The 25,174-nt window shown below is 70.4% G+C and carries 27 protein-coding genes; 15 read left to right on the top strand and 12 right to left on the bottom strand.

The window, feature by feature from the left end:
• Positions 1–149: 149 nt before the first annotated feature.
• Complete coding sequence (locus OG456_RS42225) at positions 150–914, top strand: DUF4118 domain-containing protein (RefSeq protein WP_266570378.1); 765 nt, start codon at positions 150–152, stop codon at positions 912–914.
• Positions 915–1,215: 301 nt separating this feature from the next.
• Here OG456_RS42225 and OG456_RS42220 read toward each other — a convergent pair whose 3' ends face one another.
• The 3 genes from OG456_RS42220 to OG456_RS42210 form a co-directional block, all read right to left on the bottom strand.
• Positions 1,216–2,244 (bottom strand): S66 peptidase family protein, encoded by a 1,029-nt coding sequence (locus OG456_RS42220; protein WP_266570377.1) that lies wholly within the window; start codon positions 2,242–2,244, stop codon positions 1,216–1,218.
• Between the two features lie 125 nt (positions 2,245–2,369).
• Entirely contained in the window at positions 2,370–3,656 is a 1,287-nt protein-coding gene (locus tag OG456_RS42215) for a cytochrome P450 (RefSeq protein ID WP_266570376.1), read from the bottom strand.
• 29 nt (positions 3,657–3,685) lie between these two features.
• Positions 3,686–5,062, bottom strand: coding sequence for a glutamine synthetase family protein (locus OG456_RS42210; protein ID WP_266570375.1), 1,377 nt, complete (start codon positions 5,060–5,062; stop codon positions 3,686–3,688).
• Between the two features lie 345 nt (positions 5,063–5,407).
• On the opposite strand from OG456_RS42210, the gene OG456_RS42205 reads away from it, so the two are divergent.
• From OG456_RS42205 to OG456_RS42160, 10 genes are all read left to right on the top strand, one after another.
• Entirely contained in the window at positions 5,408–5,596 is a 189-nt protein-coding gene (locus OG456_RS42205; protein ID WP_100593447.1) for a ferredoxin, read from the top strand.
• A 1-nt stretch (position 5,597) separates the two neighbouring features.
• Positions 5,598–6,842 carry an NAD(P)/FAD-dependent oxidoreductase gene (locus OG456_RS42200; RefSeq protein ID WP_266570374.1) on the top strand — a complete coding sequence of 415 codons (1,245 nt, stop codon included), beginning with the start codon at positions 5,598–5,600 and terminating at the stop codon, positions 6,840–6,842.
• 13 nt (positions 6,843–6,855) lie between these two features.
• Positions 6,856–7,662, top strand: a complete 807-nt coding sequence (locus OG456_RS42195; protein ID WP_266570373.1) for an acetoacetate decarboxylase family protein — start codon at positions 6,856–6,858, stop codon at positions 7,660–7,662.
• 34 nt (positions 7,663–7,696) lie between these two features.
• Complete coding sequence (locus tag OG456_RS42190) at positions 7,697–9,160, top strand: aldehyde dehydrogenase (protein ID WP_266570372.1); 1,464 nt, start codon at positions 7,697–7,699, stop codon at positions 9,158–9,160.
• Entirely contained in the window at positions 9,153–10,097 is a 945-nt protein-coding gene (locus tag OG456_RS42185; RefSeq protein WP_266570371.1) for a 3,4-dihydroxyphenylacetate 2,3-dioxygenase, read from the top strand. Before OG456_RS42190 ends, OG456_RS42185 begins: the two co-directional genes overlap by 8 nt.
• 10 nt (positions 10,098–10,107) lie before the next feature.
• On the top strand, positions 10,108–10,956 hold the full coding sequence (locus OG456_RS42180) for a fumarylacetoacetate hydrolase family protein (RefSeq protein ID WP_266570370.1): 849 nt from the start codon (positions 10,108–10,110) through the stop codon (positions 10,954–10,956).
• Between the two features lie 115 nt (positions 10,957–11,071).
• The gene (locus OG456_RS42175) at positions 11,072–11,707 is read left to right on the top strand and encodes a TetR/AcrR family transcriptional regulator (protein WP_266570368.1); all 636 of its coding nucleotides are present in this window, start codon (positions 11,072–11,074) and stop codon (positions 11,705–11,707) included.
• 151 nt (positions 11,708–11,858) lie between these two features.
• Positions 11,859–13,316, top strand: a complete 1,458-nt coding sequence (locus OG456_RS42170; RefSeq protein WP_266570367.1) for an APC family permease — start codon at positions 11,859–11,861, stop codon at positions 13,314–13,316.
• A gap of 113 nt (positions 13,317–13,429) precedes the next feature.
• A complete protein-coding gene (locus tag OG456_RS42165) occupies positions 13,430–14,920 on the top strand; it encodes an aldehyde dehydrogenase (RefSeq protein ID WP_266570366.1) in 1,491 nt (496 codons plus the stop codon).
• Positions 14,917–15,642 carry a gamma-glutamyl-gamma-aminobutyrate hydrolase family protein gene (locus OG456_RS42160; RefSeq protein WP_266570365.1) on the top strand — a complete coding sequence of 242 codons (726 nt, stop codon included), beginning with the start codon at positions 14,917–14,919 and terminating at the stop codon, positions 15,640–15,642. Before OG456_RS42165 ends, OG456_RS42160 begins: the two co-directional genes overlap by 4 nt.
• A gap of 18 nt (positions 15,643–15,660) precedes the next feature.
• Here the strand turns inward: OG456_RS42160 and OG456_RS42155 are convergent, their stop codons facing one another.
• The 7 genes from OG456_RS42155 to OG456_RS42125 all read right to left on the bottom strand — a co-directional run bounded on the left by OG456_RS42155 (position 15,661) and on the right by OG456_RS42125 (position 20,390).
• A complete protein-coding gene (locus OG456_RS42155) occupies positions 15,661–16,233 on the bottom strand; it encodes a MarR family winged helix-turn-helix transcriptional regulator (protein ID WP_266570364.1) in 573 nt (190 codons plus the stop codon).
• 111 nt (positions 16,234–16,344) lie between these two features.
• Entirely contained in the window at positions 16,345–16,908 is a 564-nt protein-coding gene (locus OG456_RS42150) for a hypothetical protein (protein WP_266570363.1), read from the bottom strand.
• Entirely contained in the window at positions 16,905–17,213 is a 309-nt protein-coding gene (locus OG456_RS42145) for an Ada metal-binding domain-containing protein (RefSeq protein ID WP_266570362.1), read from the bottom strand. Before OG456_RS42145 ends, OG456_RS42150 begins: the two co-directional genes overlap by 4 nt.
• Entirely contained in the window at positions 17,210–17,941 is a 732-nt protein-coding gene (locus OG456_RS42140) for a 2OG-Fe(II) oxygenase (protein ID WP_266570361.1), read from the bottom strand. The genes OG456_RS42145 and OG456_RS42140 overlap by 4 nt, the downstream gene beginning before the upstream one ends.
• Before the next feature lie 107 nt (positions 17,942–18,048).
• A complete protein-coding gene (locus OG456_RS42135; RefSeq protein WP_266570360.1) occupies positions 18,049–18,555 on the bottom strand; it encodes a methylated-DNA--[protein]-cysteine S-methyltransferase in 507 nt (168 codons plus the stop codon).
• A 150-nt stretch (positions 18,556–18,705) separates the two neighbouring features.
• Positions 18,706–19,500 carry a 2OG-Fe(II) oxygenase gene (locus tag OG456_RS42130; protein ID WP_266570359.1) on the bottom strand — a complete coding sequence of 265 codons (795 nt, stop codon included), beginning with the start codon at positions 19,498–19,500 and terminating at the stop codon, positions 18,706–18,708.
• Between the two features lie 236 nt (positions 19,501–19,736).
• Positions 19,737–20,390 carry a maleylpyruvate isomerase N-terminal domain-containing protein gene (locus OG456_RS42125; RefSeq protein ID WP_266570358.1) on the bottom strand — a complete coding sequence of 218 codons (654 nt, stop codon included), beginning with the start codon at positions 20,388–20,390 and terminating at the stop codon, positions 19,737–19,739.
• A gap of 476 nt (positions 20,391–20,866) precedes the next feature.
• On the opposite strand from OG456_RS42125, the gene OG456_RS42120 reads away from it, so the two are divergent.
• Positions 20,867–21,778: a serine hydrolase gene (locus tag OG456_RS42120; RefSeq protein WP_266570357.1), complete on the top strand. Its 912-nt coding sequence runs from the start codon at positions 20,867–20,869 to the stop codon at positions 21,776–21,778.
• A gap of 46 nt (positions 21,779–21,824) precedes the next feature.
• Here the strand turns inward: OG456_RS42120 and OG456_RS42115 are convergent, their stop codons facing one another.
• The gene (locus tag OG456_RS42115) at positions 21,825–22,175 is read right to left on the bottom strand and encodes a hypothetical protein (RefSeq protein WP_266570356.1); all 351 of its coding nucleotides are present in this window, start codon (positions 22,173–22,175) and stop codon (positions 21,825–21,827) included.
• Between the two features lie 133 nt (positions 22,176–22,308).
• Here OG456_RS42115 and OG456_RS42110 point away from each other — a divergent pair, with 133 nt between their 5' ends.
• From OG456_RS42110 to OG456_RS42100, 3 genes are all read left to right on the top strand, one after another.
• Positions 22,309–22,629, top strand: a complete 321-nt coding sequence (locus OG456_RS42110) for a DUF6191 domain-containing protein (RefSeq protein WP_266570354.1) — start codon at positions 22,309–22,311, stop codon at positions 22,627–22,629.
• A gap of 95 nt (positions 22,630–22,724) precedes the next feature.
• Positions 22,725–23,201 carry a carboxymuconolactone decarboxylase family protein gene (locus tag OG456_RS42105; protein ID WP_266570353.1) on the top strand — a complete coding sequence of 159 codons (477 nt, stop codon included), beginning with the start codon at positions 22,725–22,727 and terminating at the stop codon, positions 23,199–23,201.
• Positions 23,202–23,332: 131 nt separating this feature from the next.
• Positions 23,333–24,136 (top strand): VOC family protein, encoded by an 804-nt coding sequence (locus OG456_RS42100; RefSeq protein WP_266570352.1) that lies wholly within the window; start codon positions 23,333–23,335, stop codon positions 24,134–24,136.
• Between the two features lie 17 nt (positions 24,137–24,153).
• On the opposite strand, the gene OG456_RS42095 is transcribed toward OG456_RS42100, so the two are convergent.
• A complete protein-coding gene (locus OG456_RS42095) occupies positions 24,154–25,086 on the bottom strand; it encodes an NADP-dependent oxidoreductase (RefSeq protein WP_266570771.1) in 933 nt (310 codons plus the stop codon).
• Positions 25,087–25,174 lie beyond the last annotated feature (88 nt).

Here is a 25,174-nt window from a genome sequence, read left to right as displayed (position 1 = left end):
CCGACCGGGCGATGGACGGTGTTCACGCCACGCAGCACACTTGAAAGGGAGGCAGGTCACGCGGCTGGCCCCGCGCTTCGCGGGGCGGGCGGAGCACCCCCGTGATACCTAGATCTGGGGGCGGTGCCCGAGAGCTGGAGGCGACGCGTATGACCGGCAATCCGCTGACCGGCTACCCCGTGCGGGACCGGATCGCACTGGCCGCGGGCCTCGTCGGCCCCTTCCTCGTCGCGCTCGTGCTGGTGCCCTTCCGCTCGGACCTCTCGGCCACCAACGCCGCCCTGATCCTGGTCGTGGTGGTCGTCGCCGTGGCGGCCGTCGGCAGTCGTGTCGCGGGCGCCGTCGCGGCGCTGTCGGCGGCGGCCTGGTTCGACTTCTTCCTCACCCGCCCGTACCAGCGGTTCAGCATCACCGACTCCGGTGACGTCGAGACGGCGGTGCTGCTCCTGGTCGTCGGGTTGATCGTGTCGCAGCTCGCGGCCCGCGCGCGCCGGCTGAAGGTGGTCACGGTGACGGACGCGGAGTACCTCGCGCGCATCCACGGGACTGCCGACCTCGCCCAGTCCACCACCTCCGCGGACGCGGTCGTCGGCCATGTGCGCGAGCAGCTGACCGAACTGCTCGGACTGCGCGGCTGCCGATTCGAGTACGGCACCCTCCTGGGGCGGCCGCCGCGACTGGAGCAGGACGGGACCGTGGTGGCCGGCCGCAGGCGCTGGGACGTCGACAGCGGAGGCTGGCCCGACGGCGAGATCGAACTGCGCGCGTACGGCAACGGCCAGTATCTCGGCCGCTACATGCTCACGCCCGGACCGGGACCCGTCCCGTCGCTCCAGGCCCGCCTCGTCGCCGTGACGCTCGCCGATCAGACGGGTGCGGCGCTGGACATCACCCGCCCGGCGAAGGGCGCCTGAGAGTCGGGGGAGCGCTCGCCCGGTGCCGTGGAGCCGGCGGCGGCCAGTGCGTCGTGACCGTCGTAGCGGTGGCTGGTGAGCATGGCCTCCTGCCGAGATGTATGCAGCGCGTGAAGAGTGCTCCGGCCCGCGTATGGATCACGGCAAGACGGGCATCGAGACGGGCATCTTCCTCGCTCTGGCGGCGCTCCTGGTCTTCCTCGCCGTGCGCCGGATCCGGCACATCGCCTGACGGGTGAGCGGGCGGTTCTTCAGGCGGGAGGGCTCTGGGCCGATGGGCCGGTCCCTCCCGCCGACGTCGTCAGGCCAATGTCTGCGTGAGTTCGCTTCGGGTCGACGTGTGAACGATGCGGCCGAGCGCGCCGTTGACGATGGGCATATAGGGCGGGACGTGGCCGCATTCCACGTCGGCGACGATCGGCACGTTCAGGGAGCCGAGTGCGTCGAGCACGGCTTCGTGCTGGGTGAGGGTGCGGCGGTCCGGTGCGCTGGTCCGGCCGACGAGGATCGCGTTCGCGTGGTCGAAGAAACCGGCGAGCTTTATGCCGTGCAGGTTCCGGCAGATGGTGAAGGCATTGTCCTCGCCCGCCTCGACGTAGATGAGGAGTCCGTCGGGGGCCTCGTCCCGGGCGAAGGCCGAGGCGTCGAGGTAGGGGGTGCCCGCGAGATCGCACAGCGTCTCGATGCAGCCCCCGATCAGCCGCCCCTCGGCCTCCACGTCACCGCTGCCGTCGAGCCGGGTCCAGGTGCCCTGGGCGTTCAGCGTGTACTCGCGGATGTCCGGGAAGACGGCGAAGTCGTCGAAGCCGCCGGAACGGTGCCGGCCGGGCGGAGTCTGCGTGAAGCGGTGGCCCGGGGGAGCGGCGACGATGTCGAGCCACGTCAGCAGTCCCTCGGGTACGCGATAGGGCGTGTCCATGAGGTTGTTGCCGTGGACGGTCGCGGTGCCGGTGAGCAGGGTCAGCGGTGTGATGAGCGTCGAGGTGTCGGAGAACCCGACGAACCAGGTGGGCTCGGTGTCGCGCAGCCGGTCCCAGTCGAGCAGCGGGATCAGATCGATCGCCGTCTCCCCGCCCCACGGCGGGACGACCGCCCTGATGGTGGGATCGGTCAGCATCGCCATCAACTCGCCCGCACGATCGGCGGCCGAGGCACTGACGTGCCGGGACCCGTCCATGCACCGACCGACCACCACCTCGTACCCACGGTCCTGGACCTCACGGACAGCGACCCGCAGGCGCGCACTCATCTCCTTCGAGACACCGCTCGACGGAGAGGTGACACCGATACGGTCACCGGGACGCAGGGGGCGCGGATATCGAACCGACATGCGCGGATTCTGGCACGAAGCGCTACGCGGCCGACAGGGGTTTGTGAGGCGGCGGGTGTTGTGGCTGCGCGAGCTGACCGATCTCGCGCAGCGTCTCTGCGGCGGCTGGCAGTCGGGAGAACGTGTCAGGCGAGCGTGACTTCCATGGGGAGTTTCTTGATTCCGTTGACGAAGTTGGAGCGGACGCGTGGGACCTCGCCCGTGAGGCGGATGCCGGCCAGGCGCGGGATCAGCTCCTCGAACATGATGCGGATCTCGGTGCGGGCTAGGAGGTTGCCCAGGCACAGGTGCGGGCTTCCCTTGCCGAAGGTGACGTGGTCGTTGTCCACGCGGGCGACGTCGAAGTCGTACGGGTTGCCGAAGACCTTCTCGTCACGGTTGCCGGAGGCGTACCACATGACGACCTTGTCGCCCTCCTTGACCTGCTTTCCGCCGAGTTCGACGTCGCGGGTCGCGGTGCGGCGGAAGTGGTAGACGGGGGACGCCCAGCGCAGGAACTCCTCGACCGCCGTCGGGATCAGGGAGGGGTCCTCCTGGAGGCGGGCCAGCTGCTCGGGGTGCTGGAGCAGTGCCAGCATGGAGTGCGTGATGGTGTGGCGGGTGGTCTCGTTGCCGGCGACCACGAGGAGCAGGAAGTAGTTGTCGAAGTCCTGTCCGGACAGCGGGATTCCGTCGCGGGGGGTCTCGTTGACGAGCTTGGAGACCAGGTCGGTGCCGTGTCCGCCGCGTCGCTGACGGGCCAACTCGCGTCCGTACTCGAAGACTTCGAGGGAGGCGGGGGAGCGGAACGGCAGGTCGCGGTACTTCTCGCTCTCCTCGCTGCCGAGGAGCACGTCCGCGTAGTCGGGGTCGGTGTTGCCGATGATCCGGTTGCCCCAGTCGATGAGCTGCTGGTTGTCCTCCGGTGGCACGTCCAGGAGGCGGGCCAGTACGTTGATGGGGAAGTCGGCGGAGACCTCCTTGACGAAGTCGAAGCTGCCCTTGGCGAGCGCCGTGTCCAAGGTCTTGGCGGTCAGCCCGCGCAGGAAGTCGGTGTAGCTGTTGATGACGCTCGCGCCGAACTGGCGCTGGAGCAGGCTGCGCATCGCGCGGTGACGCACGCCGTCGAGTTCCAGGATCGAGGCGCGCTTCTTGATCTGGTCGTCGTCGACCTCTTCGAGGTTGACGAACTTGGTGGAGGTGAACGTCTCGGCGTCGCGGTCGACGCGTGCGATGTCCTCGTGCCGGGTGACGGCCCAGAAGCCCGAGTTGGGTGCCTCTTCGGGCTGCCAGTGGACCGGGTCCTCGTGGCGCAGGGTGTGGAACATGCGCCAGGGGGTGACGCCGTCGGTGAAGTTGTCGAGGTCGGCGAGGTCGACGTCGGCGAGCGGCATGGGTTCGGTCGGGTCGATGGCGTCGGTCGGGTTCGTCATGAGGGTGCTCCTGAAGGTGGTGCGGCCGGTCAGAGGTGGTAGGAGTACTCGGTGAACTCCCAGTCCGTGACGTGGTGGTTGAAGCGGTCGACCTCGTCGCGCTTGTAGGTGAGGAAGGACTCGGTGAAGTCCTTGCCGAGTACCTCGGTCAGCGCGTCGTCCGCTTCGAGGGCGTCGAGTGCGGCGGGCAGGGTCGTCGGCAGCATCTGGGACTTCTCGGGGTCGTAGCCGTAGCCCTGCAGGGGCGCCGGCGGCTCCTGGCCGTCCTGGATGCCGAGGAGTGCGGCGGCGCACAGCGCCGCGGTCGCGAGATAGGGGTTGGCGCTGGCGTCGCCGAGCCGGAGCTCCAGGCGGGCGCCGGAGCCGCGCTCGGGCGGGATGCGGACCATGGCACTGCGGTTGTCGAGGCCCCAGTCGATCAGCCACGGCGCGAGGGTGTCGGGTCCGAAGCGCTTGTACGAGTTCACGGTCGGGTTGAGCAGGGCCGCGAGCGCGGGTGCGTGGGTGAGGATGCCGGCGATGGCGTGGCGGGCGGTGTCCGACAGGCCGTAGGCGCCCGAAGGGTCGTCGAAGACGTTGCGGCCCTCCTCGGCGTCGGAGTCACCGGCGGCCTCGCCGGAGAAGTGGAGGTGGAAGCCGGAGCCTCCCGCGTCGTTGAAGGGCTTGGCCATGAAGGTGGCCAACTTCCCTTCCTTGCGGGCGAGTTCCTTGACGGCCGACTTGAAGAGAAAGGCGCGGTCGGCGGCGTCCATCGCCTCTGAGTGGGTCAGGTTGATCTCGAACTGGCCCGCGTCGAACTCGTGGTTCGCGCTGATGACGCCAATGTCGAGATCGCGCAGCTTGCGCAGGGTGGGCAGCAGGTGGTTGTCGGCGTCGGCGCGCAGCCCGGCGGTGTAGACGACTCCGGCGACACCCTGTCCGTAGCGGCGCCAGCCGGTCGGCGCCGCCGTGTCCTGTTCGAGCAGGAAGTACTCGAGCTCGGGGCCGACGACAGGTCGCAGCCCCGCTTGTTCGCAGCGGGCGAGCACCGAGCGCAGCAGGTCGCGCGGGGACTCCGGGCTGGGGGAGCCGGTGGCCGGGTCGGTCGTCTCGCCCAGGCACCAGGCGACGCCCGGCTCCCAGGGCAGGCCGCGGGCGGTGGAGAGGTCGGGTCGTACGGTCACGTCGGGCAGGCCCGCGTCGAGGCCGCCCCGGACCGGGACGACGTCGCCCTGCGGGGTGGTGTGGTAGACCGCGCGGCAGAAGGCAAGGCCGTGGTCGCAGGCCGAGGGCAGATGGTCGAGCAGGACGTCACGGGCGCGGTCGGTGCCGATCAGGTCGGGATACGTCACCCGGACCACGTCGATGCCGTCGGCGGCGAGCCGGTCCATGGCGGTGCGGACTTCTGAGGTGTCTTGAGCGCTCACCGATGTCTCCTCGGCGGATGTGAACGGGGGCGTGGTGGCCGGCAGCCGTGCGGGGTGGCCCGCCCGGCGAGGGTCCGGCGTCGGGGTGCGGACGCCAGACCGGCGTCCACCCGTTGTTTGGTGCCAAACGGTATGGACGGCCGCCCCTCGCCGCAAGGGGTGCAGGGAAAGAATTTATCCATCTGGATAGCTCTTGACCAGGGTCCGTTCGCTTCCTATGTTGTTTGAAGCCAAACGAGTTAGGGAGTGCGGCCATCCGTACCCCTTTGGCAGGGGCCCGGCCACGGAGCCGGGCCCCACTTCCCTCAGTGCGCCCCGACGCCCTCACCTCCAGGAGGACCGGCCATGAAGGTCGTCGTCGACATGAACAAGTGCCAGGACCACGGACAGTGCGTCTTCTCGGCCCCCGACGTCTTCCAGCTGGACGACACCGGGCGCCTCGCCTACGTCAGCGACCCCGACGACGCGCTGCGCGACGAGGTCGAGGAAGCCGCCGACGTCTGTCCGCTGCAGGCCATCCGGATCGAGGCCTGAGATGGCAGAGACAGCTCACGCCCCCCGGAGTCCGGGGCGCGTCGTCGTGGCCGGTGCCTCGATGGGCGGCCTGCGCGCCGCCGAACAGCTGCGCGCAGCCGGCTGGACGGGCGCGATCACGGTCATCGGGGACGAGCCCCATATGCCGTACAACCGGCCGCCGTTGAGCAAGGACGTGCTCGCCGGGAAGGTGCCGTTCGAGTCCCTCGCGTTCACGCCCCGAGCGAGCGCGGCGGACGTCGAGTGGCGGCTGGGCACGACCGTTGCCTCCGCCCGCCTCGACGAGCGCGTCGTCGGACTCGACGACGGTACGGAACTCGCCTTCGACGGCCTGGTCGTCGCCACCGGCATGCGGCCGCGCAGGCTGCGCTGCGACGGTCCCTCGGGTCCGGGCAGCGGCCGGCACACCGTGCGCACCCTCGCCGACGCCCGGGGCCTGCGTGAGGAACTGACCCGGCCGGGCGTTCGCGTGGTCGTCATCGGCGCGGGCTTCATCGGCTGCGAGGTCGCCGCCACCGCCAAGGGCCTCGGCGTCGGCGAGGTGACGGTGGTCGACCCCGAGCCGCTGCCGATGCTCCGCCCGCTCGGCGAAGTCCTGGCCCGCGCACTGCACCGGCGCCACGAGGAGCGCGGCGTGCGCTTCGCCCTCGGCGCGGGTGTCGCGGGCTTCGAGGGCGAGGACCGGGTGACCGGTGTCGTCCTGACCGACGGGACAGTGCTTCCGGCCGATGTGGTCGTGGAGTCCGTCGGCTCGGTCGCCAACACCGAATGGCTGGACGGCAACGGCCTGGATCTGTCCGACGGGGTCCTGACCGACGACCAGTTGCGCGTCGGTGGTCGCCCGAACGTCGTCGCCGTCGGCGACGTCGCCCGCTTCCCCAACGCCCGCTACGACGGCGTACCCCGCCGCGTCGAGCACTGGTCGATCCCCACCGACACCGCCAAGCATGCCGCGAAGAGCCTCCTGGCCCATCTCGTCGGCAGCGCGGCGCAACCAGCGCCGTTCGCACCGTTGCCCACCTTCTGGAGCGACCAGCACGAGTTCCGGCTGCAGTCCTTCGGCGCACCCGCCCTCGGCATCGCCGACGTGCGCGTCCTGGACGGCGACCCGGACGGTGACGTCCTCGTCGGCTACCACTGCGACGACCGGCTCGTCGGGGTGGTCGCGCTCGGCGGCCCCGCCGCCACCACCGGTGCCGCCCGCTACCGCGCCCAGCTCCTCGCGCGGCCCGCCCTCATCTCGTAAGGAACCCCCAGTCATGGCCAGCGTCCGTGGATACTTCCACCCCAAGACGGCGAACGGCGACGCCTCGCTGATCCCCTCCCCGCCGTGGCACTACTCCGGCGACCTGCTCACCGTCGAGTACCGCACCGACCCCGCCCGGGTGCGTGAACTCCTCCCTGAACCACTGGAGTTGGCTGAGGAGGACCCCGGCGCCGTCGCGCTGATCTGGGCCGACTGGCAGTCCTGCGCCGCGGACGGGAGCCAACTGCTCGACCCCGTGCTCGCCCAGTACAAGGAGGCCTTCGCGGTCGTGCGCTGCCAGTACAAGGGGCGCACCTACTCGCGCTGCGTGTACATCTGGGTCGACAAGGACTTCGCCGTCGCGCGCGGCCTGCACCAGGGCTACCCCAAGAAGCTCGGCTCCATCCACCAGACCCGCCCGCACCCCTACGGTCCCGCCCCGCGGATCGAAGCCGGCGCGCGCTTCGGCGCGACTCTCGCCGCGGCCGACCGCCGCCTGGCGCAGGCCGTCGTCACCCTGCGCGAACCGTCCGAGACCAACGGTTTCGTCAACAGCCACCCGATGGCCCACCACCGCTGGCTGCCGTCCATCGAGAAGGGCAAGGGGCTGGCTCTCGACGAGCTGATCGAGACCGGTGCCGCGTCCTTCGAGGCCGGTCAAGCATGGGTCGGTGACGCGGAGTTGGAGCTGTTCGAAGCGCCCACCGAGGAGCTGGGCCGACTGGAGATCAGGGAGCCGATCGCCGCCTACTACCGGCAGGTCGGCGTCGTGTGGGACGGCGGCACGCTGCTCGAGTCCGGCACCTCCGGAGCTGAGTGACTCCCGCCCACTACATGCCACTTGGAGACTGGACATGAGCGAACACACCCTCAACGTGGCCGGTGTCACCGTCGACACCCGGCACTGGATCGGCGGCGAACGCGTCGCCTCCGCCGACACCTTCGTGGATGTCTCACCGATCGACGGGAGCGTCCTCGGCGAGATCGCCCGCGGTACGACGGCAGAAGCGTCGGCCGCCGTCGCCGCGGCCCGCGCGGCCTTCCCGGGCTGGGCGGCCACTGCGCGCGCCGAACGGGCCCGGATCCTGCACGCCGTCGCCGACGCCGTCGAGAAGCGCATCGAGGACCTCTCGATCGTCGAGACCCACGACAACGGCGCCCTGCTGCGCTCGCACCGGCGCGGAGTGATGCCACGCGTGGCACACAACTTCCGCTTCTTCGCCGACTGGCTCGTGGGCCTCGGCCACGAAGACTTCGACACCCGCGGCCACACCAACCACGTCAGCTGGGACCCGGCGGGCCCCTGCGTGCTGATCACCCCGTGGAACGCACCGCTGATGCTCGCCACCTGGAAGATCGCCCCGGCGCTCGCCGCGGGCAACACCGTGATCCTCAAGCCCGCCGAGTGGGCGCCCCTCACCGCCTCCCTGTTCGCCGACATCGCCGCCGAGGCCGGACTTCCCGCCGGGGTCCTGAACGTCGTGCAGGGCTACGGCGCCGAGGCCGGCAACGCCCTCGTCTCCCACCCCGACGTGCGCCGCATCAGCTTCACGGGATCGGTGCCCACCGCGAAGACCATCGCCGCTGCGGCAGCCGCCAACCTGGTGCCCGCCAGCTTCGAACTCGGCGGGAAGTCACCGCTGTTGGTCTTCGCGGACGCCGACCTCGACCTCGCCGTCGACCTGGCCGTGGAGCAGTACGACAACGCCGGACAGGTGTGCCTGGCCGCGACCCGCATCCTCGTCGAGGAGACGATCGCGCAGGAGTTCACCCGACGCTTCACCGAGAAGGCCTCGGCCCTGCGGCAGGGAGACCCGCGCGACGAGACCACCGACATCGGACCCAACATCCACACCCGCCAGCTGGAGAAGATCGACGGCTTCGTGCAGCGTGCCCTCACCGCGGGGGCCCGCGTCGTCATCGGCGGTCGACGGGGCGAAGGCCAGTACTACGCGCCGACTCTGCTCACCGATGTCGCCCAGGACTCCGAGATCGTGCAGGAGGAGGTCTTCGGCCCCGTCCTGACCCTGCAGACGTTCACCGACGAGGACGAGGCGGTCCGCCTGGCCAACGACACCCGATTCGGGCTCGCCGCCACCGTCGCCACCGGCGACCGCGGGCGCGCCGCGCGCGTCACCGACCGGCTCGTCGCCGGCACGGTCTGGGTCAACTGCTTCTTCGTACGTGACCTCCAAGCACCCTTCGGCGGCTCGCGGCACTCCGGAGTGGGCCGCGAGGGAGGCACCTGGAGCTTCGACTTCTACTGCGACCTCAAGAACACCGTGTCGGCGCCGAAGGGCTGGCGGGACCATGGGTGAGATCGTCGGGGCGGGGCTGCTCGCCCACGTGCCCACCGTCGTACTCCCGCAGGAGACGCGCCTGGAACTGAACGAGGGCAAGGAGATCACCCTCGTCACCGGCCTGAACGAACTGCGGCGCGACGTCTTCGAGCGGGACGCCCCCCAGGACTACGACACCGTCGTCGTCCTGGACTCGCACTGGGCCACCACCGTCGAATTCGTCGTCACCGCCCAGCAGCGCCGGGCCGGCCTCTTCACCTCCGAAGAACTGCCGCGTGGCATGTGCCGGATGCCCTACGACTTCCCGGGCGACCCCGAACTCGCCGAGAACATAGCCGGGTTCGCGGACAAGCACGGCACCTGGATCACCGCGATCGACGACCCGTATCTGCCGATCTACTACGCCACGACCAACCTGTGGAAGTTCCTCGGCGAGGGCCTGCCCGACAAGAAGTGGGTCACCGTCGGCGTCTGCCAGACCGGTGACATGGAGGACCACCTGCGCCTCGGTCGAGCGCTCGCCGACGGTATCGCCGCCACCCCGGGCCGCCGCGTCCTGCTCATCGCCTCGGGCGCCCTGTCGCACACCTTCTGGCCGCTGCGGCAACTGCGCGACCACGAATCGAGCGACCCCGCGCACATCTTCACCGCCGAGGCGCGCGAGGCCGACCAAGAACGCATCGCCTGGTTCAAGGAAGGCCGCCACGACAAGGTCATCGACACGATGGACGCGTTCTGGAAGTTCAAGCCCGAGGCCAAGTTCTTCCACTACCTGATGATGGCGGGTGCCCTCGGCGAGCGCGCCTGCGTCGCCAGGGCGCGCCAGTACGGCGAGTACGAGAACTCGATCGGCACCGGCCAGGTCCACCTCTGGTTCGACCGCCCCGCCGGCGGCTGGACCGGCAGCGGCCTGCCCGCACACCCTGCCCCGCACAACCCCCACCGCCGCGCCTAGGAGCCCCCTCATGCCCGAGTACCGCCGCATCCTCCTGGACGGCGCGGCCGTCCAGGTCCTCCGCGAGGACGACGAACTGGTCGCCGGCGACGGCCGCCGCGTCAAGGTGGAGGATGCCCAGCACCTTCCCCCGGTCGTCCCCTCGAAGGTCGTCGCCGTCCATCTCAACCACCGCAGCCGCGTCGAGGAGTTCCGGATCGAGCTCACGCCCACCCCGACGTACTTCCACAAGCCCACCTCGGCCCTCAACTCCCACAAGGGCGCGATCGTGCGCCCCGAGGGCTGCAAGTGGCTCAATTACGAGGGCGAGGTCGCCATCGTGATCGGCAGGACGGCGCGCAACATCTCGCCGGCCGACGCGGGGGAGTACATCGCGGGCTACACGGTCGCCAACGACTACGGCCTGCACGACTTCCGCGACACCGACGCCGGCTCCATGCTGCGGGTGAAGGGCTCCGACACCCTGTGCCCGCTCGGCCCCGGCCTGGTCACCGACTGGGACTTCCACGACAAGTACCTGCGCACCTACGTCAACGGAGAGGTGGTACAGGACGGCTCGACCGCGGAGATGGAGTGGGACATGCACTACCTCGTGGCCGACATCGCCCGCACCATCACGCTGTACCCCGGCGACGTGCTGCTGTCCGGCACACCGGCCAACTCCCGTCCCGTACAGCCCGGTGACGTCGTCGAGGTGGAGGTGGAGGGTCTGGGGCGGCTGACCAACCACATCGTCACCGGCCCCACCGCGATCCGCTCCGACGTGGGTGCCCCGCCCACCGAGTCCGAGGAGGTCCTGTCCACCGCGCTGGGCGGCGACTGGGAGTTCCGCGGCATCCGCCCGCCCCGCCGGGGCTGACGGCTCACGAACGGCGCCGTGCCGGCCCGGCCTCCGAAGCGGCCCGGCGCGGCGCCCCGAGCGCGGTGCTGCGCATTCGGCCGGCAGCCACCGCGGGCTAGGTAGGGTCCCTGACGTGACCGAATCGGCCGAAGCGCCAGACGAGAAGAAGAGCCGAAGCCGTCGTGGCGGGGCGCGCAAACGGCTGGACTACGGAGCGGGCCGCGACGCGCTCCTGAGCGCGGCCGTGCGGGTGGTGGCCCGCGGTGGCCTGCGCAAACTGACCTACCGCGCCGTCGCGGAGGAGGCCGGTGTCACCCACGGGCTGGTCGTGCACCACTTCGGTTCCCGCGACGCCCTCATCGAGGCGGCGCTGGCCCACACGGTGCACACCAGCCTGCACACCAGCGCCATGGAGTCCGGCACCGGCAGGACCGCGGACTTCTCGGCGGGGCTGTCGGAGATGGTCGCCGCCAACCCGGACCTGCAGGCGTTCCAGTACGAGCTGATGCTGGAGTCCCGGCGCAGGCCGGAGCTGCTGCCGCCGCTGCGCACCCTGTACGACGAGTACTTCGACGCGGCCCAGCGCGAGTTGAACCGCATGCTTCCGAAGGAGGCGAGCCCGGCGCTCATGCGGCTCGTCTTCGCCGCGCTGGACGGCCTCGTCCTGCATCAACTGGTGCTGGGCGAACCGGAGATGACCGACGCCGCTCTGGAGGAGCTGAGGTCCCTGCTGCGCGGGCTCGGCGCCGACTCCGAAGAAGACGCCTGACCCTTCGCCACCCACGGGTTCGAGGGACAGGCGGAGCCCGACAGGAACCATCCCGCAGGGCCTTGCCAAACGACGGGTCCCATCCGACTATGGGGCAACTCGTTTGGCCTGAAACGAATCGCCCCTCCCTCATCCCCGGCAGGTGATCCGCGTGGACAGTCAGACGGTCACAAGGCAACAGACCGTGCAGGCCCCGCCCACAGCAGGCAAGCTCAAGTCCAACGCCCTCGGCGTCGTGGGCATCCTCTTCTTCGTCCTCTCCGCGCAGGCGCCGCTGACTGGCATCGCAGGCGCCCTCCCCATCTCCGTCGGCCTCGGCAACGGCGCAGGCGCCCCGGCCGGATACGCCGTCGCCGGGGCGGTGATCTTCCTCTTCTCGGTCGGCTTCGTCGCCATGGGCCGCCACGTCGTGGACGCGGGCGCCTTCTATACGTACATAGGCAGGGGCCTGGGCCGGACCACGGGCACCGGCAGCGCCGGTGTCGCACTCTTCGCCTACTGCACGATCCAGGCCGCCATGTACGGGCTCTACGGGTCCATCGTGAGCGGGCTTGTGGCGCAGTACACGGGCCTCGACGCGCCCTGGTGGGTCTGGGCCGTGGTCACGATGGTGATCGTCCAGGTGCTCGGCGCCGCGGGCATCGAAATGGGCGCCAAGGTGCTCGCGGTCTTCGTCCTCGCCGAGTTCAGCATCCTGCTCGTCTTCGCGCTGGTCACCCTGGTCAAGGGCGGCGGCCCGGAAGGACTCGGCCTCGCCGAGAGTTTCTCACCGAAGGCCGCGCTGCAAGGGGCGCCGGGGGTGGCGCTGATGTTCGCGGTGGCGTCGATGTTCGGCTTCGAGGCCACCGCGATCTACGGAGAGGAGGCGCGTGAGCCCAAGAAGACCGTTCCGCGCGCCACTTACCTGTCCGTCGCCGTCGTCACCGGCTTCTTCGCCTTCACCTCCTGGATGCTCGTCTCCGCCTACGGGGCCTCGCACGCCACCGCGGCCGCGGGCAAGGCGCTGGCGGGCGGCGACGGCGTGGTGTTCGTCCTCTCGCCCGTCGCGGACCTGTTCGGCGGCTGGGCGGGCGACGTCCTGCCGGTCCTGCTCGCCACCTCGCTCTTCGCCGGCATCCTCGCCTTCCACAACTCCGCCAACCGCTACCTGTTCTCGCTCGGCCGCGAAGGGGTTCTCCCGCGCAGGCTCTGTACGCTCAACCGGCGCCACTCGCCCTGGGCCGCGGGCGCCGTGCAGTCCGCGCTCGCGCTGCTGCTCGTCGTGCCGTTCGCGCTGCTCGGCAAGGACCCCGTGCTGAGCCTCTTCTCCTGGTTCAGCGGCGTGGCAGTCCTCGCGATGATGCTGCTGTACTTCCTGACGTCGGTCTCCGTGATCGTCTTCTTCCGCCGCGAACGCCTCGACACCCGCCCCTGGAACACGCTGATCGCCCCGGCCCTGGGCGCGCTCGGGATCGGGGGCGCGATCTGGGTGATCCTGGCCAACTTCACGACGCTCATCGGCGGTTCGGCCGAGACGGCGACCTGGCTCGTGCTGAGCGTCCCGACCGTCCTCGTACTGAGCGCCGTCGCGGCCCGGGCTGTCCGTGCACGGCCCGGCGCGACGTCCTGACTCCGTCTGTTCCCTCTCGGGGTGCGCCCGGCACACATGTCGCCGGCGCACCCCGACACGCGGACACGATTTCATTTGACCTCAAACACCTTCAGTGAGCCGGAGGCCACACCATGCTGGAACTCACCCACGACGAGTGGCTGAGCCGCGCCAAGGAGCTGGACCTGTCCGGCTTCCACCACATCGACGGCGCCGACGAACCGGGCGGCGGCCCAACCTACGCGGCCGTGTCACCCCGTGACGGACACGTTCTCGCACAGGTCGCGGACGGTGGCGTGGCCGAGGTCGACGCCGCGGTGGCCGCCGCGCGCCGCGCCTTCGACGCCGGCCCGTGGCCCCGCCTCGCCCCCGCCGACCGCGGCCGCGCACTGCTCCGCCTGGCCGACCTGCTGGAGGAACGGCGCGATCGCCTCGCTCTCACGGTGAGCCTGGAGATGGGCAAACCCATCACGGACGCGTACGACATCGAGCTGCGCGCCGCCGTCAACACCTTCCGCTTCTACGGGCAGTTGGCCGACAAACTCACCGACGAGTCCCCGCACACCGCGCCCGACGCACTCGCCCTCGTCACCCGCGAGCCGGCCGGAGTCGTCGGCGCGGTCGTCCCGTGGAACTTCCCTCTGACCATCGCCTCCTGGAAGGTCGCCCCGGCGCTCGCGGCCGGCTGCACCGTCGTCCTCAAGCCCTCGGAGAACTCGCCCCTGTCGGCGCTGCAACTGGGGCGGCTGGCCACCGAGGCGGGCCTGCCCCCCGGCGTCCTGAACGTCGTCACCGGCGACGGCCCCACCGCCGGGCGCGCCATCGGACTGCACCCGGACGTCGACGTCCTCGCCTTCACGGGGTCGACGGCTGTCGGACGCCACTTCCTGCACTACGCCGCGGACTCCAACCTCAAGCGCGTCTGGCTCGAACTGGGCGGCAAGTCACCCAACATCATCCTGCCCGACGCCCCCGACCTGGAGAAGGCGGCCGCGACCGCCGCCTGGGGCATCTTCTTCAACCAGGGCGAGATGTGCACCGCACCCTCCCGCCTCCTCGTCCACACCTCCGTCGCCGAACGTGTCACCGAGGCGATCGTGCGGCGGGCCGGCGAACTGCGCGTCGGAGACCCCCTCGACCCCGCCACCGAGATGGGCGCCCTGGTCGGCGAGGCCCACCTCGGCCGCGTGCTCGACCACATCGACACGGGCACGAGCGAGGGGGCGCGACTGCGCACCGGCGGCACCCGCACCCTGACCGACACCGGCGGCAGCTTCCTGCTGCCGACCGTCTTCGACGAGGTGCACCCAGGGATGCGGCTCGCCCGCGAAGAGATCTTCGGCCCCGTCCTGTCGGTCCTCACCTTCGACGACCTCGACGAGGCCGTCGCGCTGGCCAACGCCACCGAATACGGACTCGCCGCCGGACTGTGGACCTCCGACCTGTCCACCGCTCACCAGGTCTCCCGCGCTCTCAAGGCCGGAACGGTGTGGGTCAACTGCTACGAGGAGGGCGACCTCACCGTGCCCTTCGGCGGCATGAAGCAGTCCGGCAACGGCCGGGACAAGTCCGCCCACGCAGTCGAGAAGTACACCGAACTCAAGACCACCTGGATCCAGCTGTGACGACCCGGCCTCTCATCGCCGTACCGGCTCGCTTCGCCGCCTCCACCTCGGCACTTCGATACGCCGCAGAGGTCAACGCACGCGCCCTGGTCGAGGCGGTCTGGAACGCCGGCGGGGAACCGGTCACCCTCCACCCGCACGCACCCGGCGGCACCGCCGACCCCGGCGAGGTGGCCGCCCGGCTGGCCCGCTTCGACGGTCTGCTGCTGCCCGGCGGCGGCGACATCGCACCGCACCGCTACGGCGCGACCGAGGCAGACGCCAGCGTCTACGACGTCGATGACACTCAGGACGCCTTCGACCTCGAACTCGCCCGCCAGGCCCTGGACGCCGCGATACCGCTGCTGGCGATCTGCCGGGGACTCCAGGTGGTCAACACCGCGCTCGGCGGGACCCTGCACCAGGACATGGGCGGCCCCGAACGCGAGCACCGGCACATCGTGCACCCGGTGGCGATCGAACGCCTCTCGCTTCTCGAACAGGCCACCGGGACCGAGAAGGTGGACGCGTCCTGCTACCACCACCAGCGGGTGGACCGGCTCGGCTCCGGACTACGGGTCACCGCCCGCGCCGCCGACGGAACGGTGGAAGCGCTCGAACTGGCGAAAGCGCGCGCCTGGTTCACCGCCGTGCAGTGGCATCCGGAGGACACGGCACACGAGGACGGCGCACAGCAAGGCATCTTCGACGCCCTGGTCCGGGTGGCGCGCGCGCACGGCTGACCCTTCCCGTGGTGCCGGTCAGGCCTTGGGGCGGCGCCCGCTGCGGCGGGGGGCGGGCTCGGCGCCGTCCAGGAGGGCGAGCCGGCGCTCCTCGCCGTGCTCCTCGACCTGGAGCACCACCCTGCGCAGCCCGTCCGCGACGCTGCGGCACTCCTCGTCGCTGAGCTGCCCGGCGACGAAGGCCTCTTCCTCGTTGAACTTCGGGAACACCCGCCGCATCAGTTCCTCGCCCTCGTCCGTGAGGCTGAGCAGCACGAGCCTGCCGTCGCTCGGGTGCCCGGCACGCCGGACCAGGTGCCGCGCCTCCAGCGTGCGGGAGACCCCGGTGAGCGTGCCCTTGGAGATACCGGCCTCCTCGGCCACATGACGGGTCTCCGACTCACCCCAGACCCAGATCACCCAGAGCACGACGAACGCGGTCCAGGTGAGGTCGGCCTCGCGCAGGACCGAGTTCTCCAGGTGCTGACGGACGGCCGAGGCGGCCCGGTAGATGTTGGCCACCACCGCCATCTGTTCATGGCGGACCGGCATTCCACCGAGCTTCGCCTCTGCCAGCTTCTCGGCTTCGGTGATGGATCGTTGGCCTGGCACGAGCACACTCCTTCGGCGCCACCGCGGCGCGTTCCGGGCAGGGTATCGTTCGGGGCCAAATTGTACGGAGTGCTGAGGTTTCCGTCTCGCGGGAAGCTGCTGTCGGTGCGGTCAGGAGGTCGAGTCGGCGGGGTCGTACGTGGTCACCCAGCCGCGGCGTATCTCCCATGTGCCGCCGTCGGCGGTGGCTCCGCGCAGGCCGTGCAAGGTGTCCGGGCCGGTGAGTGCCGGGAGGCGTGAGTCGCCGAGGGAGGCGAACGCGTAGGTGCGGGACGGGTCCCAGTCGGTGGAGTGGCGCAGGCGGCGGGCCAGTTGGGCGAAGCCGAGCGGGGCCGCGGCCACCACCCACGCGTCGGGGAGTCCAGCCGTGAGCCGGGTGGCCGGTCGCAGCCAGGAGGCCGCGCTCTCGGGCCAGTTGACGATCGTGAGCACGTTGCCGCCCCGCGCTGTCCACGCGGTGACGAACGCGCCGGCGGCAGCACGGGACGCCGCGTCACGGCCGTGCCCCACGGCGACGTTCTCGATCCGCGACTTCGGGGGCGTCAACAGGCGTATGAGTGCGGCGAGTTCGGCATCGGTGTGCGGACAGGGCCGGGGCAGGTCGCCGTGCGCGGCCAGATCCACGGGACTGATCAGGGGTGAGCGGGACGATTCCCGGTCGGAGAGGTTGTTCATGGCTGGTGGGTGCTCCCTCGGTCGGCTCTCCAGCAGGCGTACTCCTCGGGCAGGCAGACCGCACACGGCCGGAATCCGGCCGCGACGGCGGTGGCCTCGTCCGGGAAGAACACCCGGTGCTTCACGTAGTGGCCCCGGGAGACGGCGCGCAACGCGGACGGGCAGTCCAGACGTCCGTAGAGGCGCCCGCGGCGGTGCCCGCCGAGCGTTCCCGGGGTCGCGCTCAGATAGGGAGTGCCGCTCCGGCCGAGCAGTGTGAATGGGCGCCCGGGCTCGAACGAGGCTGGTGGGCCGTCGGGGTTCATGCCGCGTCGTGGAAGACGAGCCCGAGGGTGTGCCGCTGCCCGGTGCGCACGGTACTCACGCCGTGCCGCATGGGGGCGTTGGACCAGCCGCGCTTCGAGGCGACGGGCCGGTCGCGGGTGGTGAAGATCAGCCCGTGGCCCTGGAGCAGGGTGGTGGACGATCCCCTCGACTGTGCGCGGGCGCGCTGCTCGGTCATCAGGAACTCGCCACCGGTGAAGTCGGTTCCCGGTGCGTCGAGGCCGATGACGACCTGGAGCGGGAAGAGCATGTCGCCGAACACGTCGCGGTGCAGCGCGTTCCAGTCGCCGGGCCCGTACCGCAGCAGAATCTGGGCCGAGCGGTCCTGCCCGGCCGCGTGGCACATCCCGATCCACTCGTGGAGTGAGTCGGGCCACGGCGCGGGCTTGCCGAGTTTGTCGGCCCAGTCCCGGGCGACGGGGAGCAGTCGCGGGTAGAAGGCCTCCCGCAACTCGCGTACGAGGTCGGGCAGTTCATGGGTGAAATAGCGGTACTGCCCGGAGCCGAAGCGGTGGCGGGCCATGTCTACGGTGGTGCGGAAGCGTTCGGTGTCGTCGTAAAGGTCCGCGATCCGTCGGCACTCCTCGGGTGTGAGGAGGCGGCCGGTAGGGGCGTTTCCGTAGGTGTTGAGCTCGTCGGCCAGGGCGCCCCACTCCTCGTGGGCGACGCGGTCCGCGACCGGGCCCGTCAGGCGCGTGGTGTCCAGCATGGCGTGGATCCTTGGGTCGATGGTGGTGTCACCCCGGCTCGGACGGTGCGGGTGCCCGTCGGAGCCGGGGGAGTCGTGGTGGTCGGGGCGTTCAGGAGATCTCACGGTCAGGCGGTCCGGCGAGGGCTCTCCAGGTCCAGGAGCTGCCGCTTGCGCTCAAGGCCACCCGCGTAACCGGTGAGGGCCCCGTTGGCGCCGATCACGCGGTGGCAGGGGCGTACGACGAGCAGCGGATTCGCGCCGATCGCCGTACCCACGGCGCGGACGGCGGCCTTCGGGGCGCCGATGTGCGCGGCGACGTCGCCGTAGGTCAGGGTGTTGCCGTAGGGGATGGCTTCCAGCGCCTTCCACACCCGCTGCTGGAATTCCGAGCCGCTGCCGGTGTACTCGATGTCGAAGTGCGTGAGCATGCCGTCGAAGTACGAGTGCAGCTGCGCGGTGATCTCGGCGAACGCGTCCGCGTCCTCAGCCCAGTCGTCCTGAACGACGGCGCCGTTCCTCTGGCCCGGTACGGTCAGCGCGGCAAGTGCGATGCCACCCTTCGCGGTGGCCGACTCCTCGCCCACGAGCAGCAGTTCACCCAGCGGGCTGTCAAGCGTCGTGTAGACGGTCATGGGCCTGTTCCTTCCAGTTCTCCTCGTGCGGTGGTGTCCTGATACCAACCCTGCGCCTTATGTGCCGTTGCGTCTGGCGGGATTCGGACATCACGCTGACGGAGGTCGCTGCCTTGTTGTAAGAGGTGGCGGCCGGTGGGGCGCGGACGGTCAGCGGGCGTTGTGGAAGATGAGACCGAGGGTGTTGCGGTGTCCGGACTCGACGGCGTTCGTGCCGTGCCGCATGGGGTGACGGCGGAACCCGTTCTTGCCGCGGATCGGACGGTGGCGGACCGGGAAGATCATTCCCTGGCCGAGCCGCGGCTTGACCACCATGGCGCGGGACTGGAAGCGGGGGCGCTGCTCGACGAACACGTTCTCGCCGCCCGTGAAGTCCTCGCCGGGCTGGTTGAGCATGACGGCGATCTGCAGCGGGAAGACGATGTCGCCGTAGATGTCCTGGTGAAGGCAGGCGTAGTCGCCCTTGCCGTACTGCAGGATCAGCGGAGTGGGACGCTTCTGACCGTTGTCCGCGCATTCGTCGATCAGCTCGTCCAGCGTGCCGGGGAAGGTGCGCTCGCCGAGTTGAGGCGCCCACTGGTTGGCCATCCACGCCATCGGCGGGTAGAGCCGCTCGCGAAGGGTCTGGACGAGCGGTACGGCGGCGGGGTCGGCGTAGTACTTGTACGTGCCGCGGCCGAACTGGTGGCGCTGCATGACCACGGTGGACCGGAACAGTCCGGGTTCCTCGAACGTGTCGATGATCTCCTGGCACTGTTCGCGAGAGAGCAGTGGCGGGGTGACGGCCACGCCTTCGTCGTTCAACTGCCCGTACAGATCAGCCCAGTTGAGTTCGCCGAGTGCCGGGATTGTTGGGCTGTGCGGACTGCGGGGCGGTGCGCCGGCCGGCGCGTGGTCGCTGAAGAGTGTGTCCGGGGCGGGGGTGTGCTGGTTCAGCTGGTTCAAGGCAGGCGTCTCTCGCGCGGCGGTACGGGGCGGGCCCGAGGTGCTGCCCCGCCGGGTGCGGCCGAGGCGTCACAGTACGACGTGTGGCCGCCGGCAGGCACCCTCGGCGTGACCGATACTCGCTGCCCGTGCGAGCGAACGCTGGCGGCATTCGGACATCACGTTGGCGCGAGGCCGTGTCTGCCTGGCGTGGTACGCGCCGGCGAACCGGTCGCGCCCGCCGCGCAACCTCTCACTCAGCCGATGGCGAGCGGGAGCCTCGCGGCGAAATCGCCCAGCGCGGCCTTCTCCGCGTCGGTCGGCGCGCGGCGTCCGGTGCCGACCAGCAGCGCGTCCGTGTCGGAGAACGAGGCGGGGAACGGAGTCCCGGCGATTTTCTCCAGCGTCGCGCGCACCGCCGCGAGAGTCTCGGCGGGCGGCTCAGCGGCGGACGGCAGGTGCGCGATCAGGTCGAGGTGGTGCAAGGTCCATTCGAGGACGTACGCGGACAGGAAGTCGCCGACGGTCAGGACCTCCTCGCGCGTGCTGACGCGGGCGGCGGGATCGGCGAGCCGGGCGGCGCGGCCCGCCGCGGAACCGACGTCGTCGAAGTGGAACTTGAGCCACCGAGGCTCGCCGTAGGCGGCGGCCAGCCGGGGGATCAGCGCGTCGAGCGGGTCCTCGCCGGTCGGGGGTTCGACGATGCCCCAGTACGTGACCGCGTCCACGGTCGGTTCGGAGTCCGCCGGCGTGACCAGGGTGATCAGGACGTCCTGGGCTCCGATGACCAGGTGGCACACGAGATCCCGCACGAGCCAGCCCGTACAGCCGGAGGGCCGCTCGAAGTCCTCGTCCGGGACTTCGGCGACGGCGGTGCGCAATGCCGTCCAGGAGCGTGAGAAGAGATCCACCGCTGCACGGTAATGCGGGCGGGGAAGGGCGGACAAGCGTGTGCGTACGGGTGCTGCGTGGAGGTTCGGCATCCGCGCCCCTGGCTGGCCACATGACCCTTCCCCGCACTTCCCGCACTCCCCGTCCGCCGAGCCGATCGCCGCTTTGGTGACAAATCCGGCAATGAACAACATCACACGCCACCAAAACGCCCATAGCTGACATATCGGCTCACGCTTCGCCCGGTCGGCTCCTCCGTCCCTGTAGCGTCGCCGTCATTCGGGATCCGGGCCGCTCATCCGACGGCCGAGCGCCCGGTGCGCGCGAGGAAGCGCCGCACACCGAGCGCAACGGACGGACCTCCCCACCGACGGGCGCGAAGCCCCGGTGGGGCATCGACCGAAGCTCCGACCGTGTCGCAGGACGTCGACCTCGCCGCCGACGGCGAGCACCACCTGCCGATGCGACCGCAGACACAGAGCAGGACGGAACCTCCATGCCGGGAACGCACATGCCGCTGACGCGACGCGCGAAGCAGGGACTGGTCGCGGCCCTCGCCGCCGGCTCGGCGCTCACCGCCTTCGCGGCCGCCGTCCCTGTCCAGGCGGGCACGGCGGCCGGTACGAGCAGTGCCGGTACTAGTGTCGAAGGCTCCCCGGTGACATGCACCTCGGACCAGCCCGGACTGGCGGACCGCCTGGAGCGCGACATAGCCACCGCGCTCCACGGGCACGGCAAGGCCTCGGCGCTCGCGCTCTACGACCGGACCACGGCCACCTCGTGCACGTTCCGGGCGAGTACGGCCTTCGACTCGGCGAGCGTGGTCAAGGTCACGATCCTTGGCGCGCTGCTGCGCCAGGTCCAGGAGGAGCACCGTTTCCTGACCTCGCGCGAGGTCGACCTGACCACAGCCATGATCACCAAGTCGGACAACGCCGCCACGAACGCCCTCTGGCACCAGCTCGGCCACGCCGGCATCCAGCACCTCCTCGACCTGGCCGGGATGAGGGACACGGTGCCCGGCCCGAAGGGCACCTGGGGTCGCACCCAGATCACGGCCGGCGACCAGGTGAAGCTCCTCCGCCTGCTGACCTCGGACAACAACGTGCTCGGCGAGCGCGCCCGGGCCTATGCCCTGCGGCTGATGAACCGTGTCGTCCCGGACCAGCGCTGGGGAACGCCGGCCGGCGCGCCGGGCACGGCGACCGTTCACGTCAAGAACGGCTGGCTGCCGCTGTCGACCAACGGCTGGCGCGTGCACAGTGTCGGCGCGTTCACCGGCGGCGGTCACGATTACGGGATGGCCGTGCTTTCCCACGGCAACCGCACGATGGAGAACGGCGTCACGACCGTCGAGCGCGCGGCCCGTGCCGTCAACCGCGACCTGAACCTGCAGAAGGCCTCCTAGTAGCTTCCCGCCTCGCCTCAGCCTGCTACGTCCGCCCCGGCCGGACTCACATCCGGCGAAGTGCCGCCTCGACGCTGTCGCCGCCGTTCGTGTTGAACGCGATCGCGGCCTGGGGCGCATGGAGGCGGATCAGGTTCATGATCTCTTCAAAGAGCGGCAGCAGCTGCTCCGCCTTGCGGATGCCACCGCCTACGACCACCACGTCCCACGGGCGCTCCGTCAGAGCCGCGACGAGGACGGTCTCGGCGGAATCGTCGAACACGACCAGCGCCATGGCCGCATCGATGCCGTGCTCGCCGAACCGGTCCAACTCCTCGTCAAGACCCTTGCGCAGGGCTCCCGCGTCGAGGCCGGGAATCGCCTCCGGGTCGTAACCAACAACAAGTGCAGAGGGCATAGGGCCAAGCTACCGGGATCCCCGCGATGCGATACCTGGGCCGGACAGGCAGACTGCCTGTCGGGGGCGCCGAGGGCGGTCTCCCGCAACCGGCGCCCGGGCCTGGAAAGGGGCGCCGTGGATACTTTGCGCCATGGGACTTGTCGTCTTCATGACTCTGCCTGGTCTGGCCATCCTGCTGACCGTCGTGGCCTTCGCCGATCAGCTGGTTCTGCGGGCTGGACGCGCGGGGCTGCTGCCGTGGCGGAACAGCGCGCGGCAGGGGCAGATATCGGCGACCGGGTTCGAGCAGCTCCACGCGAGCTTTTCTCCGGGCAAGCAGAGTGAGCTGAAGGAGCGGCAGTCGGCCCTGATCCTGCGGGACGACGACGAGGACGGGGCGCCACCGAACCGGACCACGGTGGATCTGGAGCGCGGAACCGTGGTCGTCCGCCTGCCGCGAGCCCGCCAGTAGAGCCTGTGTGGCGCGCGTCACATCTGGACTCGTCACATCGTGCCGAGCCGCTCCGTCAGAGGGATGTAACCACCGGCACGAACTAGGAGCTCGCCATGGAAGAAGCCCGCCTGAACCTCTTCGCCAACCACATCGGGGCCAAGGTTCTGAAGCACATCAACTCGGGCGGCAAGGTGGTGACGGACTCGACGCTTCCGGCTGCCACGCAGGAGCTGGTGAAGATCCGCGCCAGCCAGATCAACGGCTGCAGTTTCTGCACCGACATGCACACCAAGGACGCCACGGCGGCCGGGGAGGACCAGACGCGCCTCAACATGGTCGCGGCGTGGCGCGAGGCGAAGGTGTTCAACGATGCCGAGCGCGCCGCCCTGGAGCTGACCGAGCAGGGCACCCGTATCGCCGACGCGGGTGGCGGTGTCTCGGACGAGGCCTGGGCGAACGCGGCCAAGTACTACGACGAGGACCAGCTCACCGCGCTGGTGTCCCTCATCGCCCTGATCAACGCCTACAACCGCGTGAACGTCCTCATCCAGCAGCCCGCCGGCGACTACCAGCCCGGCCAGTTCGGGTAACCGGCACCGGCACAAGTCGCAGGTCGCAGGCACCACCTGCGACCTGCGTAGGCCGTGTGTCGAGCGGCGATTGTCAGTGGGCTGCCAGGCTGGCCTGCGTCGGGATTCGTCAGTACACGAAAGGCGTGATCATGCTTTCGACGACGTACGTACCGGGCGCGCCGAACTGGCTCGACCTCGGTGTGCCGGATATGGACGCGGCCGCCGCGTTCTACGGCGGAGTGTTCGGCTGGACGTTCCAGTCCGCCGGGCCGGAAGGCGGCGGCTACGGCTTCTTCCAGCTCGACGGCAAGAGCGTGGCCGCAGCCGGTCCACTGACCGAGGAGGGCGCTTCCCCCTCTTGGACGGTCTACTTCAGCACCCCTGACGCCGACGGTGTCTCCAAGGCGGTCGAGGCGTCCGGAGGCACGGTCCGCGTTCCGCCCGGCGATGTCTTCACGGCGGGACGAATGGCCGCGTTCACGGATCCGGCCGGTGCGCAGTTCGCGGTCTGGCAGCCCGGTGACGTCCAGGGTCTCGAAACGGTCATGCAGCCCAACGCCCTGTGCTGGACCGAGCTCTACGCGACCGACGCCGGCGCGGCCAAGGACTTCTACCGCCAGGTGTTCTCCTGGCAGTACCAGGACATGCCGACGGGCGACGGCGGCCCCCCGTACACCGTCGTCGCCCCCGCCGGCTCCGCGGACGTGGGCGAGGCGGGCCACGGCGGCATCATGCAGCTCCAGCAGGAGAACCTCGACGCCGGGTCCGGCGCCGAGTGGCACCCGTACTTCGGCGTCGAGGACTGCGACGCGACCTACGCGGCCGCCACCGAGCGCGGTGCCACGACGCTCTTCCCGCCCATGGACGTGCCCGGTGTCGGCCGCATGGCCATGGTCAAGGACCCGTTCGGCGCCACCTTCGCCCTCATCAAGGGTGACCCGACCATGGGCTGACGGACGAGCGGACGTGATCAGCGGACGACGAGGACCAGCTTGCCGGTCGTCCGGCCGGTCTCGCCCAGCTCGTGTGCCTTGGCGGCCTCGGCGATCGGGAAGGTGCCGGCGATCGTCGCGCGGAGCCTGCCCGTCGCGATCAGGTCGGCGATCGCGTTCATTCCGGCGTGATCGGCCTCCACGAGCATCTCCACGCCCCGCACGCCGAGCCGCTGGGCCTCCTCGGCCAGCTCCGTGGTGCCGGTCGGCAGGATGGAGACCAGCAGACCGCCCGCGCGCAGCGTGGGCAGGGACCGGGTGCGGTAGTCGCCGCCGATGGTGTCCAGGACGACGTCCACGTCGCGGACCGCCTCGGTGAAGTCGGTCGTCCGGTAGTCGATCAGTTCGTCGGCACCCAGACCGCGCACGAAGTCGTGCTTGGCCGCGCTGGCCGTGGCGATCACGTACGCGCCGTGTGCCTTGGCGATCTGCACGGCGAGATGGCCGACGCCGCCGGCCGCAGCGTGGATCAGGACGCGCTGCCCCGGCTGCACCTGGGCGGTGTCGACCAGGGCCTGCCAGGCGGTCAGAGCGGCGAGCGGAACGGCGCCCGCCTGCACGTGGTCGACCTCGGACGGCTTGTGCGCGAAGGCGCGGGCGGGCGCGGTGACGAACTCGGCGTGCGAGCCCACGCCGTGCGGGTAGGGCAGCATGCCGAACACCTCGTCGCCCGGCTTGAACAGGGTCACACCGAGACCCGTCTCCTCGACGACGCCGGACACGTCCCAGCCCAGGACGAACGGCGGTTCGCCGAGGAAGATGCCGTGCGCCCGGTGCTTCCAGTCGGTCGGGTTGACGCCTGCGGCATGGACCCTGACAAGGATCTCGCTCAGTCCCGGCGCCGGGCGTTCGCGCTCGACCTCCTTCAGTACCTCGGGGCCGCCGAGGGTGTCCTGGCTGATGGCCCGCATGGTGGGTACGGCGGGCGTGACGGGCGTGGTGGATGCGATGGGTGCGGTGCTCTCTGAAGTGCTCACGGCTCCAGCGTGCCGTGGCCGA

The organism is Streptomyces sp. NBC_01446, assembly GCF_026340095.1.
In the GTDB taxonomy this organism is placed as follows: Bacteria; Actinomycetota; Actinomycetes; order Streptomycetales; family Streptomycetaceae; genus Streptomyces; species Streptomyces aureus.
The sequence above is the reverse complement of the archived record's forward strand: the minus strand, read 5'-3'. Positions and strand labels throughout refer to the sequence as shown.

What these genes read in the sequence shown, in the direction of transcription:
- OG456_RS42190 (WP_266570372.1), top strand. Translation starts at nt 7,697, where the DNA reads ATGAGCGAACACACCCTCAACGTGGCCGGTGTCACCGTCGACACCCGG.
- OG456_RS42215 (WP_266570376.1), bottom strand. Translation starts at nt 3,656, where the DNA reads ATGACGAACCCGACCGACGCCATCGACCCGACCGAACCCATGCCGCTC.
- OG456_RS42165 (WP_266570366.1), top strand. Translation starts at nt 13,430, where the DNA reads ATGCTGGAACTCACCCACGACGAGTGGCTGAGCCGCGCCAAGGAGCTG.
- OG456_RS42100 (WP_266570352.1), top strand. Translation starts at nt 23,333, where the DNA reads ATGCTTTCGACGACGTACGTACCGGGCGCGCCGAACTGGCTCGACCTC.
- OG456_RS42135 (WP_266570360.1), bottom strand. Translation starts at nt 18,555, where the DNA reads ATGACCGTCTACACGACGCTTGACAGCCCGCTGGGTGAACTGCTGCTC.
- OG456_RS42195 (WP_266570373.1), top strand. Translation starts at nt 6,856, where the DNA reads ATGGCCAGCGTCCGTGGATACTTCCACCCCAAGACGGCGAACGGCGAC.
- OG456_RS42220 (WP_266570377.1), bottom strand. Translation starts at nt 2,244, where the DNA reads ATGTCGGTTCGATATCCGCGCCCCCTGCGTCCCGGTGACCGTATCGGT.
- OG456_RS42150 (WP_266570363.1), bottom strand. Translation starts at nt 16,908, where the DNA reads ATGAACAACCTCTCCGACCGGGAATCGTCCCGCTCACCCCTGATCAGT.
- OG456_RS42205 (WP_100593447.1), top strand. Translation starts at nt 5,408, where the DNA reads ATGAAGGTCGTCGTCGACATGAACAAGTGCCAGGACCACGGACAGTGC.
- OG456_RS42140 (WP_266570361.1), bottom strand. Translation starts at nt 17,941, where the DNA reads ATGCTGGACACCACGCGCCTGACGGGCCCGGTCGCGGACCGCGTCGCC.
- OG456_RS42105 (WP_266570353.1), top strand. Translation starts at nt 22,725, where the DNA reads ATGGAAGAAGCCCGCCTGAACCTCTTCGCCAACCACATCGGGGCCAAG.
- OG456_RS42185 (WP_266570371.1), top strand. Translation starts at nt 9,153, where the DNA reads ATGGGTGAGATCGTCGGGGCGGGGCTGCTCGCCCACGTGCCCACCGTC.
- OG456_RS42180 (WP_266570370.1), top strand. Translation starts at nt 10,108, where the DNA reads ATGCCCGAGTACCGCCGCATCCTCCTGGACGGCGCGGCCGTCCAGGTC.
- OG456_RS42095 (WP_266570771.1), bottom strand. Translation starts at nt 25,086, where the DNA reads ATGCGGGCCATCAGCCAGGACACCCTCGGCGGCCCCGAGGTACTGAAG.
- OG456_RS42110 (WP_266570354.1), top strand. Translation starts at nt 22,309, where the DNA reads ATGGGACTTGTCGTCTTCATGACTCTGCCTGGTCTGGCCATCCTGCTG.
- OG456_RS42145 (WP_266570362.1), bottom strand. Translation starts at nt 17,213, where the DNA reads ATGAACCCCGACGGCCCACCAGCCTCGTTCGAGCCCGGGCGCCCATTC.
- OG456_RS42225 (WP_266570378.1), top strand. Translation starts at nt 150, where the DNA reads ATGACCGGCAATCCGCTGACCGGCTACCCCGTGCGGGACCGGATCGCA.
- OG456_RS42115 (WP_266570356.1), bottom strand. Translation starts at nt 22,175, where the DNA reads ATGCCCTCTGCACTTGTTGTTGGTTACGACCCGGAGGCGATTCCCGGC.
- OG456_RS42120 (WP_266570357.1), top strand. Translation starts at nt 20,867, where the DNA reads ATGCCGGGAACGCACATGCCGCTGACGCGACGCGCGAAGCAGGGACTG.
- OG456_RS42200 (WP_266570374.1), top strand. Translation starts at nt 5,598, where the DNA reads ATGGCAGAGACAGCTCACGCCCCCCGGAGTCCGGGGCGCGTCGTCGTG.